8 protein-coding genes are annotated in these 8415 nt (G+C 69.6%); 2 read left to right on the top strand and 6 right to left on the bottom strand.

Annotated features, from left to right (window positions below; translation table 11 throughout):
- The first annotated feature begins 215 nt into the window (after nucleotides 1–215).
- Nucleotides 216–389 carry a hypothetical protein gene (locus ABD691_RS29780; protein WP_344685389.1) on the top strand — a complete coding sequence of 58 codons (174 nt, stop codon included), beginning with the start codon at nucleotides 216–218 and terminating at the stop codon, nucleotides 387–389.
- 127 nt (nucleotides 390–516) lie between these two features.
- Here ABD691_RS29780 and ABD691_RS29785 read toward each other — a convergent pair whose 3' ends face one another.
- The 4 genes from ABD691_RS29785 to ABD691_RS29800 form a co-directional block, all read right to left on the bottom strand.
- Nucleotides 517–2130, bottom strand: coding sequence for an alpha/beta hydrolase (locus ABD691_RS29785; RefSeq protein ID WP_344685393.1), 1614 nt, complete (start codon nucleotides 2128–2130; stop codon nucleotides 517–519).
- Nucleotides 2131–2227: 97 nt separating this feature from the next.
- Nucleotides 2228–3067, bottom strand: a complete 840-nt coding sequence (locus ABD691_RS29790) for a carbohydrate ABC transporter permease (RefSeq protein WP_344685468.1) — start codon at nucleotides 3065–3067, stop codon at nucleotides 2228–2230.
- Between the two features lie 2 nt (nucleotides 3068–3069).
- The gene (locus ABD691_RS29795; protein ID WP_344685395.1) at nucleotides 3070–3942 is read right to left on the bottom strand and encodes a carbohydrate ABC transporter permease; all 873 of its coding nucleotides are present in this window, start codon (nucleotides 3940–3942) and stop codon (nucleotides 3070–3072) included.
- Nucleotides 3942–5267, bottom strand: coding sequence for an extracellular solute-binding protein (locus ABD691_RS29800; protein ID WP_344685397.1), 1326 nt, complete (start codon nucleotides 5265–5267; stop codon nucleotides 3942–3944). Before ABD691_RS29800 ends, ABD691_RS29795 begins: the two co-directional genes overlap by 1 nt.
- A gap of 218 nt (nucleotides 5268–5485) precedes the next feature.
- On the opposite strand from ABD691_RS29800, the gene ABD691_RS29805 reads away from it, so the two are divergent.
- Complete coding sequence (locus tag ABD691_RS29805) at nucleotides 5486–6697, top strand: ROK family transcriptional regulator (protein ID WP_344685399.1); 1212 nt, start codon at nucleotides 5486–5488, stop codon at nucleotides 6695–6697.
- Here the strand turns inward: ABD691_RS29805 and ABD691_RS29810 are convergent.
- Both ABD691_RS29810 and ABD691_RS29815 read right to left on the bottom strand, forming a co-directional pair.
- Nucleotides 6694–7101 (bottom strand): hypothetical protein, encoded by a 408-nt coding sequence (locus ABD691_RS29810; protein WP_344685401.1) that lies wholly within the window; start codon nucleotides 7099–7101, stop codon nucleotides 6694–6696. The two genes, ABD691_RS29805 and ABD691_RS29810, sit on opposite strands and share 4 nt — an antisense overlap.
- A 22-nt stretch (nucleotides 7102–7123) precedes the next feature.
- The gene (locus ABD691_RS29815) at nucleotides 7124–8242 is read right to left on the bottom strand and encodes a hypothetical protein (RefSeq protein ID WP_344685403.1); all 1119 of its coding nucleotides are present in this window, start codon (nucleotides 8240–8242) and stop codon (nucleotides 7124–7126) included.
- Nucleotides 8243–8415 lie beyond the last annotated feature (173 nt).

An 8415-nucleotide genomic window follows, 5' to 3' on the forward strand; every position in this document is an offset into this window, starting at 1 on the left:
TCACTTTAGTGTGCGCAATCGTGCGGCACCCACCCGAGGAAAACGAATTTTCTTCGGGCGGGCGTCGCATTTTGCATTCCTACGGGCTATGTAATTCAGCCGAAAGGACTGAATTTCATCGGATCTGAACGATCAGCAACCGGACCGTCACGCGCCGCGTCCTACCTGTATCCGCTGGGAGAATCGGCGGGCCGACGCAGGAGGGGAGGTGCGTCATGGCTGATCTGGCGATGCTGGCTCTGTCGCTGATCGCGGTCGTCGCGGTGTTCGTGGCGATGCGGGTCGACGAGGACGAGTCCGGTGACCAGGCCGAAACCGAGATCGACGGCATCCCATTACCCCGCGAGGAACAGCAGTCCGAGCGGGAGGGGAGGCCATTGGTCCGATGAGAAGAACGACAGCTCAAAACGCGGGCGGTGAGTGTCCTACTCACCGCCCGCGCGTTGTTCTGGGGTCAGACCGCCCCCGGCCGACCGGGGAGGCGTGCCGAGCGACCCGGCCGGACTCCGGCGCTGCTCAGCCCAGTGCGTCGGCCAGGTCCTCCAGCGCCTCGAACAGGCTCGGCCGCGCTACCGCCGCCTGCTGCGGCCCCGGCAGCGGCAGTCCTCGGCAGGTGACGTCCCGCTCCGGCACCACGCCGTCCACCAGGTACGACTCGACCAGGTCGTCCACGCAGGCGTTGCCCTGCCCGTAAAGGCCGTGGTCGCCCTCGTCGGCGACGGTCACCAGCCGCGAACCGGCGAACTGCTCGTGCGCGATCCGCGCGCCCTCGACGGCGGTCGCGGGGTCGTTCTCGGACTGGAGCATCAGCACCGGCGGCAGACCTTCGCCCGTGGGCTCGCGCAGCTGCACGTCCGGCCGGTCGTTCCAGTACGCGCACGGCTGGAAGATCGAGTGGTACCCGTAGAACGGGAACAGCGCTCCCTGCACTCCCGAGTTCCGCTCCAGGAACTCCGGTCCGCCGCGGAATTCGGTGTCGTTGCAGCGGATCGAGTACAGCGTGCCCGCCATGCTCTCCGCGGGCGGGGTCTGCTGCATCGGCAGCTGCCGGGCCGCCGCCTGCGACAGCGACCGGGCAGCGGCGCCGGTCGCGCCGTCGCGCAGCGCGGCCATGGTCTGGCCCAGCTGCGGGAACGTCGCCTTGCTGTACATCGAGTAGAGCAGCATCGCGTCGAGCGCGTTGTGGTCCGTCGCCGGTCCGCCGGGGACCTCAGGCGGGATCGGGTTCGCCTTGAGCTTCGCGCGCAGCTCGTCGACGGTCGCCTGCACCGCCTCCGGCGTGGCACCGAGGTGGTAGCTGCCGTCGTTGGCCGCCAGCCACGGCCGCAGGTCCTCCCGCCAGCGGCGCTCGAACGCCATCGGCTGCCAGCCGAAGACCTCCTGCCAGCTACCGGTGAACTGGGTGTTCGAGTCGAGCACGAACCGGTCGACGGTCTTCGGGAAGTACGTCGCGTAGTAGGCGCCCAGCCAGGTTCCACCGGAAATGCCATACCAGCTGACCTTCTCGTGCCCCTCGACCTGGCGCAGCAGGTCAAGGTCCGCGACGGTCTGCTCGGTGGTCACGTAGCGGCCCAGCTCTCCGCTGTGCTCCTGGCAGGCCGCCGCGAACTCCTCGACCGCCGCGAGCTGCGCGCGGATGCTCTCCGCGCTGCGGTCCCTGGGATCCAGCGGCGAGTTCGGCGCCTGCGGTCCACATGAGACAGTGCTGCTCCGCCCGGTGCCGCGCACGTCGATGCCGTAGACGTCGAAGTTGTCCATCAGCTTCGGCCGGTTCCACCCCAGCATCGCCGCGGGCATCGCCATCCCGGCGCCGCCGGGCCCGCCGGGGTTGGTGAACAGCGCTCGCCCGGTCGGCCCGCTCTCGGGCGAGAGCCTGGTCACCGAGATCGTGATGTCCTTGCCCTGCCCGGGGTTCTTCCAGTCCTGCGGCGCGGTCAGCGTGCCGCACTCCAGCCGCTCCGAGCCCGGCGGCAGCTCCGGCGGTAACGGCTGACCGGGCGGGAAGCACGGCTTCCACCGGATCTCCTGGTCGGTGTACCCGGACGGCGCGGCCTGCGGTTCGGCCAGCACCGGCTGCGCGGTGGACACCAGCGCGGCGGCCACCGCCACGCCGGTCACGAGTCGTCGCATCGTTCCCCCTCAACGGAATTCGGCTCTGCTGAGCCGATTCCACCGGGGGCGGCGGCGCCGGGGTAGATCCACCAGTCAGCGGATCACGTGACAAGTGTCAGTTCTTCATCGCACCCGCGAGGTTGAACGCACCGCCCAGCGACCGCGACACCACCAGGTACAGCACGATCACCGGCGCGGTGTAGAGGATCGAGTACGCGGCGAGCTGGCCGTAGGCGATCAGCCCGCCCTGGCCGAAGAAGGTGAAGACCCCGACCGCGGCGGGCTGCTTGGCCGGGTCGAGCAGCAGGACGAACGGCACGAAGAAGTTGCCCCACGCGGTGATGAAGGTGAAGATCGCGACCACGCCCGTCCCGGGCAGGACCAGCGGCAGCACGATCGACCGCAGCGCCTGCATGCCGGAGGCGCCGTCGACCCACGCCGCCTCCTCCAGGCTGATCGGCACCCCGTCCATGAAGTTCTTGGTCATCCAGATCGCGATCGGCAGCGTGCTCGACGCCAGGAACAGCGTCGTGCCGAACATCGAGTCGATCAGCTCGAACTGCACGAACATGCTGTAGACCGGCACCATCACCGCGGTCATCGGCAGCCCGGACGCGAACAGCACGGTGTAGAGGAACGGCCGCTTGAAGCGCAGCTGGTAGCGCGACAGCGGGTAGGCGCACAGCACCGCGGCCGACACCGCGACCACCGCCGCGCCGCCGCACATCAGCAGTCCGTTCCACAGTGGACCGATGCTGGTCTCCCAGGTGAGCACCTGGGCGAAGTTGTCGAAGGTGAGGCTGGTCGGCACCCGCGCGGACAGCGGCGCGTCGGCGTCGAACGCCGCCGTGACCAGCCACAGCAGCGGGGCCAGGAACGCCAGCGCGACCAGCCCGAGGACCAGGTGGACCACCGCGGACGCCGATCGCCGCCGGGCGGAGGTGATGGCCGGCATGCTCACACCTCCTCCTTGAGCGTTTTCGCGTACACCGCGGCGAACAGGCCGCCGATCGCCAGCAGCACCAGCGAGATCGCCGCGCCGTAGCCGATCTCGTCGAGCTCGAACGCGGTGTCGTACATCAGCAGCGGCAGGGTCTGCGTCGCCGCGCCCGGGCCACCGGCGGTGAGCACGTAGATCAGCGTGAACACCCCGATCGTCTGCAGGGTCACCAGCATCAGGTTCGTCAGCACCGACCGGCGGATGACCGGCAGCGTCACGTGCCACAGCCGCCCGAGCGCTCCCGCGCCGTCGACCTGCGCGGCCTCGGTCAGCTCGCTGGGCACCTCGGCGAGCGCGGCCTGGTAGACCAGCATCGAGAACGCCGTGCCGCGCCAGACGTTGCCCAGGACCACCGCGATCATCGGCGCGCTGAACAGCCAGTCCTGCTCGCCCAGGCCGACCGCGGCGAACAGGCCGTTGAGCGTGCCCTCGGGGTTGAGGAACGCGTAGATCGCGAAGGCGGCCACCAGTTCCGGCAGCACCCACGCCGACACCACGACGACGCCGACGGTGTCGCGCAGCCAGCGGTTCCGGTGCCGGGTTAGCAGGGCGATGAGCAGGCCGAGGCAGTTCTGCCCGACCACCGCCGAACCGACGGTGAAGACCACGGTGAGCCAGGCGGAGTTCCACATTGCCGGATCGGCGAACAGCCGCCGGAAGTTCTCCAGCCCCACGAACTCCGGATCGGTCGCGCCGCTGCCGGTCAGCGCCGCGTTGGTGAACGCGACGTAGCAGCTCCAAAGGATCGGCCCGATCACGAACAGCCCGAGCAGCAGGACGGCGGGCAGCATCGGCACCAGCCAGCCGCCCGCGCGGCGCGGAGCCGCCATCAGCCGGCCCGGGTTCCCGCCGGCTGCACGATCCGGCCGACCTGCTGCGACCAGCGGTCGGCGACCTCGGCCGGGTCGCGGCCCTCGACCACTTCGAGCACGGACTTCTGGATCTCCTCCGAGACCTTCGGGTACTCCGCGCGGGCGGGCCGGTAGTGGCTGTTGGCCAGCAGTCCGATCCAGAACTGGCTCACCGGGTTGTCCCCGGCCACCCGCGGGTCAGCCGCGGCGTCCGCGCGGGCGGGCAGGTTGCCGGTGGCGTTGGCGTACTCGACGACGTTGTCCTTGGCCACGGCCATCCTGACGAACTCGAAGGCGTCGTCCTGCTTCTTGCCGGACGCGCTCAGCGCCAGCGTCCAGCCGCCGGACATCGACACCGATCCGGGCGCCTGGCCGAACTGCGTCGGCATCGGCGTCGCGGTCATGGTGTTGCTCCAGTCCTTCCAGCCCGCGTCCTCCCAGTTGCCGGAGGCGAAGCTGCCGTCCAGCCGGATCGCGACCTTGCCCTGCTGGGTCAGCTGGTCGCGGGCGTTCTTGTCGTACTGGGCGTCGGCGATCTGCGCCTTGCTCTGGGTCAGGCCCTCGCCGACCGCGGTCGAGACGAACCGCATCGCGTCGGCGAAGCCGCGGCTGGGTGCGATCCACTTCTGCTGCTGCTCGTCGTAGAGCGTGCCGGTTCCCGTGCCGTAGAGCAGCATTTCGACGGTCTGCATGCTCACCGACTCGCCCTCGGCCTTGCCCAGCGGCATGTCCAGCCCGATGACGTCCGGGAACTTCTGCTTCACCTGGCGCGCGGCGGCGAGGATGTCGTCCCAGTTACGGGGTTTCCAGTCGGCAGGCAGCCCGGCCCGCGCGAACAGCTCGCGGTTGTACCAGAGGCCGCGGGTGTCGGTGTCGAGCGGAACGCCGTAGATCTTGCCGTCGGCGGCCCGGCCCGCCTGCTTGGTGGTGCCGATGAACTGGGTTCCCCAGTCCGGCCACTGCGCCAGCCGTTCGTCCAGCGGGGCCAGGTAACCGGCCTCCACGTCGGAGTTGACGTTGAAGGAGTCCTCGTAGATCACGTCCGGCGTGGTCGAGGGGGAGCGCATCCGCAGTTGCAGCTTCGACAGGTACTCGCCCTCGGGAGCGACCACCGGGTCGAGCTTGACGGTCTTGCCCGGATGCGCCTGCTCGTACTGCTGCTTTACGCGCTGCATCCACTGGTCGACCTGCTGGGTGTTTCCGTAGCGGTGGTAGGCGACGCTGATCGTGTTCGGGTCGTCGGCTGCCGACGAACCACACGCGGCGAGGGAGAACCCCAGCGCGCCGGCGGTCAGTACGGCCAATGCTTTCCTGCGCCGCATCGTGGTCCTCCGAGGAATCCTGCGCTTATGCTGAGACCGGGATCACACAGCAGCAAGTTAATTCCATTCGATGAAGCAAGTCAACGAACCCGCCACCGGACGGGTTTCCCCGCCAGCCCGGGTTCTGCCAAGGTGACCACCTTCGGCGCGAGCGAGCCGGCGTCAGGGCGCCCAGACCCCGAGACAGTCTTGGAGAGCGGATGGCGAGCGAGTTCTGGCAGGGCACCAACCTTCCGCGCGTGGGCGGTTTCAACCGGGCGGTCGTGCTGGACACGATCCGCGCGCACGGTGAGGTGAGCCGGGTGGAGCTCGCGGCCAAGACCGGGCTGACCGCGCAGACCATGTCCAACATCGTCCGGGCGCTGATGGCCGACGGGCTGGTCGCCGAGAACGGCCACGCCCCGTCGACCGGCGGCAAGCGGCGGGTGCTGCTGCGGGTGGTGCCCGACGCGTACTCCTCGGTCGGGCTGCACCTGGATCCCGAGTCCATCACCGGAGTTCTGCTCGACCTCGCTGGTGGCGTGCGGATGCGCAGCCGCCGCCGGGTTCCCGACGGCGCGTCGCCCGCGGCCGTCGCGACCGCGCTGGGCCGGACCATCAGGCAGCTCGTCCGCCGTTCCGGCATCGACGAGTCCCGCGTCCTCGGGGTCGGTCTCGCGGTTCCCGGTCCGCTGGACGCCGAGCACCGCAAGGTCCTCGGGCCGCCGAACCTCGCCGGGTGGGGCGAGGTCGCGCTCGCCGACGTCGTGGCCGAACGGGCGGGACTCCCGGTGGTGATGGACAACGACGCCACCGCGGCGGCCATCGGCGAGCGGTGGGCCGCGGGCGCGGCGCGCACCAGCTCGTTCGTCTACGTCTACCTCGGCTCCGGTGTCGGGATGGGGATCGTGCTGGGCGACCAGGTGCACCGCGGGGTCAGCAACAACGCGGGCGAGATCGGGCACGTCAGCGCGGGGAGCCGGAGCTGCCACTGCGGCAGGCGCGGCTGCCTGGAGGCGTACTGCTCGATGCGCGCGATCGTCGCGGACTGGGCGGCGGCGGGCGGAAATCCGGGCGGTGGCTCGGTTTCCGCGGACTACGAGCGGCTGTGCCGATCGGCGGCCGAAGGTGATCCGGTTCCGGCCAAGGTGATCCGCCAGGCGGCGGGCAGGCTCGGCCAGGCGCTGGCGACCGTGGTCAGCGTCCTCGACATCGACCACGTGGTGCTCGGCGGACCGGCGCTGCGGCACGTCGGGGAACTGGTCCGGGCGCGGGTGGCCAAGACGCTCAACTCGCAGGTGTGGGCACCGCAGGTGCGCCCGGTGCAGGTGCGGACCGCGACGATCGGCGAGGACGCCGGCGCCGTGGGAGCGGCGTCGCTGGTGCTCGACCACGCCTACTCGCCACGGCTCGCGACGCTTCTGGGGTCCTAGCGCGGTTTTTCCACCGCGTCCACCAGGAAGCTCTGCTCGGGGTCGTCGTCGTCCCACTCGTCCCGGTCCGCCGCGGGAGCGCGCCGGGCCGACCGCTGTTCGGCGTCGAACAGCGCCTGCTCCCGGGCCTCGAACGCGGCGATCTCGTACTCGCCGGTCGCGCGCACGAGGTCGTCGAGTTCCTCGCCCCGCCGAAGGAACTCGTCGCGGTCGCGCAGCATCGCTTCGAGACCGCCGTTGGCCTCGGACGCGCGCCGGAGGTCTTCGGCGTAGGGGTTGGACGTGGTGGTCAGATCCCGGATGGTCAGGTTGCTCTTCATGATCTCGCGGGCCATCTCGCCGAGCGGCCCGTTGCCCTCCTGGCGCGCGAGCGCGCGCAGAACCGGGCCCTGGAACGGATCCATCGTCGCGCTCCTCCTGGTTCAGCTACACGTACGTGGAGAAGGCGGTCGGGATCTTCTTGCCCTCCACGCCTTCGGCTTCGATTCCGGACAGCATCATCTTGAACGCCTCGACCGTCGCGCAGATGGTCTGGTAGTAGGTCCACACCTCGGTCCAGACCTGGATCGCCTTGTAGACGTACCAGGCCGCCACCCCTCCGAACCCCACCGCTCCGGCGCCGGTCTCCGAGGTCGCGGCCGCGAGGGTCGACGAGATCCACGCCATCAGGGCGTAGTCCAGCAGCTGCGGTATCCAGACGCCGAGCACCTTGTAGAAGCTCTTGACCTCCTCGGCGATCGCGTCGTACTTCTCGGCGAGGGCGTCGCAGACGCCCTTCATCTCGTCGTAGGCGTCGGCCACGACGCTGATCGCCCGGGTCGCGTAGTCGGCGGTTTCCCCGGTCCACGCCTGCGGGATGTCCTTGGCGACCTTGACGAGGTTGGTCGAGTAGGCGGCGCACGCCTCGCCGCAAGCGCGCCACGCCTTGGCGCAGTCCGCGTAGGCGGCCCAGTCCCCGGAGAGCCACTGCACGACGTAGTGCATCGGGTCCAGGCCCAGGGCGAGCTGGCACGCTTCGCGCGGGTACGCGCTCGGGCTGAGGATGTCGGTGCCCCAGTTGAACTTGAAGTCGTCGCTGTCGCCCTCGGTCCCCTTGATCTTGAGGAAGTCCGTTGGCGTGGCGACCTCTTCGAACAGCCCTGCGGAGAAGTCGAACTCCGCGCCGTCGTAGCGCTGCTCGCGTTCGGCGAGTTCCTTCCCGGCGTCGAACGACTTCGGCACCATGCCGTCGAGCCGGGTGTTGATCTCCTCGATGCCGTCCTTGCTCTCGTCGTCCTTGTCCTCGTACTCGGCGACGGCGAACGAGCAGCTGGCCGCGAGATCGTCGACCACGTGCCCGGAGGCGGCGAAGGCGGCGGGAATGGCGTAGCGCACCTTCTCGTGGCCGCCCACGATGAGCCGCAGCAGAGCGCCCTCCTCGCCGACGCTGAAGTCGGCGTGCTCGTTGACGAACGCCTTCGCGTCGTCGACGTATCCCGCGGCGTCCATGAAGAACGTGCTGAGCTTGTCGATCGATTTCAGGTCGACGTGGAATTCCCCCGCCATCTCCGCTTCCCTTTCCTGTCGTCCGGCAGTGCCCATTGGAGGCGGGATCTGCCGCACCGGACCCGTGTTCGACTGTTCGGGTTCGTGCCGAACAGGGCTTGCGGGGGCTTGACCAGGGGGAACGCGGTGGATCGCGGAGAGACCCGAACAGGCGTCGCCGAAGGCGACCCCGT

Source organism: Saccharopolyspora taberi (assembly GCF_039534165.1).
GTDB classification, from domain to species: Bacteria; Actinomycetota; Actinomycetes; order Mycobacteriales; family Pseudonocardiaceae; genus Saccharopolyspora_D; species Saccharopolyspora_D taberi.

Coding starts and splice junctions, on each gene's coding strand:
- ABD691_RS29790 (WP_344685468.1), bottom strand. CDS start 3,067: ATGCCGGCCATCACCTCCGCCCGGCGGCGATCGGCGTCCGCGGTGGTC.
- ABD691_RS29785 (WP_344685393.1), bottom strand. CDS start 2,130: ATGCGACGACTCGTGACCGGCGTGGCGGTGGCCGCCGCGCTGGTGTCC.
- ABD691_RS29805 (WP_344685399.1), top strand. CDS start 5,486: ATGGCGAGCGAGTTCTGGCAGGGCACCAACCTTCCGCGCGTGGGCGGT.
- ABD691_RS29780 (WP_344685389.1), top strand. CDS start 216: ATGGCTGATCTGGCGATGCTGGCTCTGTCGCTGATCGCGGTCGTCGCG.
- ABD691_RS29795 (WP_344685395.1), bottom strand. CDS start 3,942: ATGGCGGCTCCGCGCCGCGCGGGCGGCTGGCTGGTGCCGATGCTGCCC.
- ABD691_RS29810 (WP_344685401.1), bottom strand. CDS start 7,101: ATGGATCCGTTCCAGGGCCCGGTTCTGCGCGCGCTCGCGCGCCAGGAG.
- ABD691_RS29815 (WP_344685403.1), bottom strand. CDS start 8,242: ATGGCGGGGGAATTCCACGTCGACCTGAAATCGATCGACAAGCTCAGC.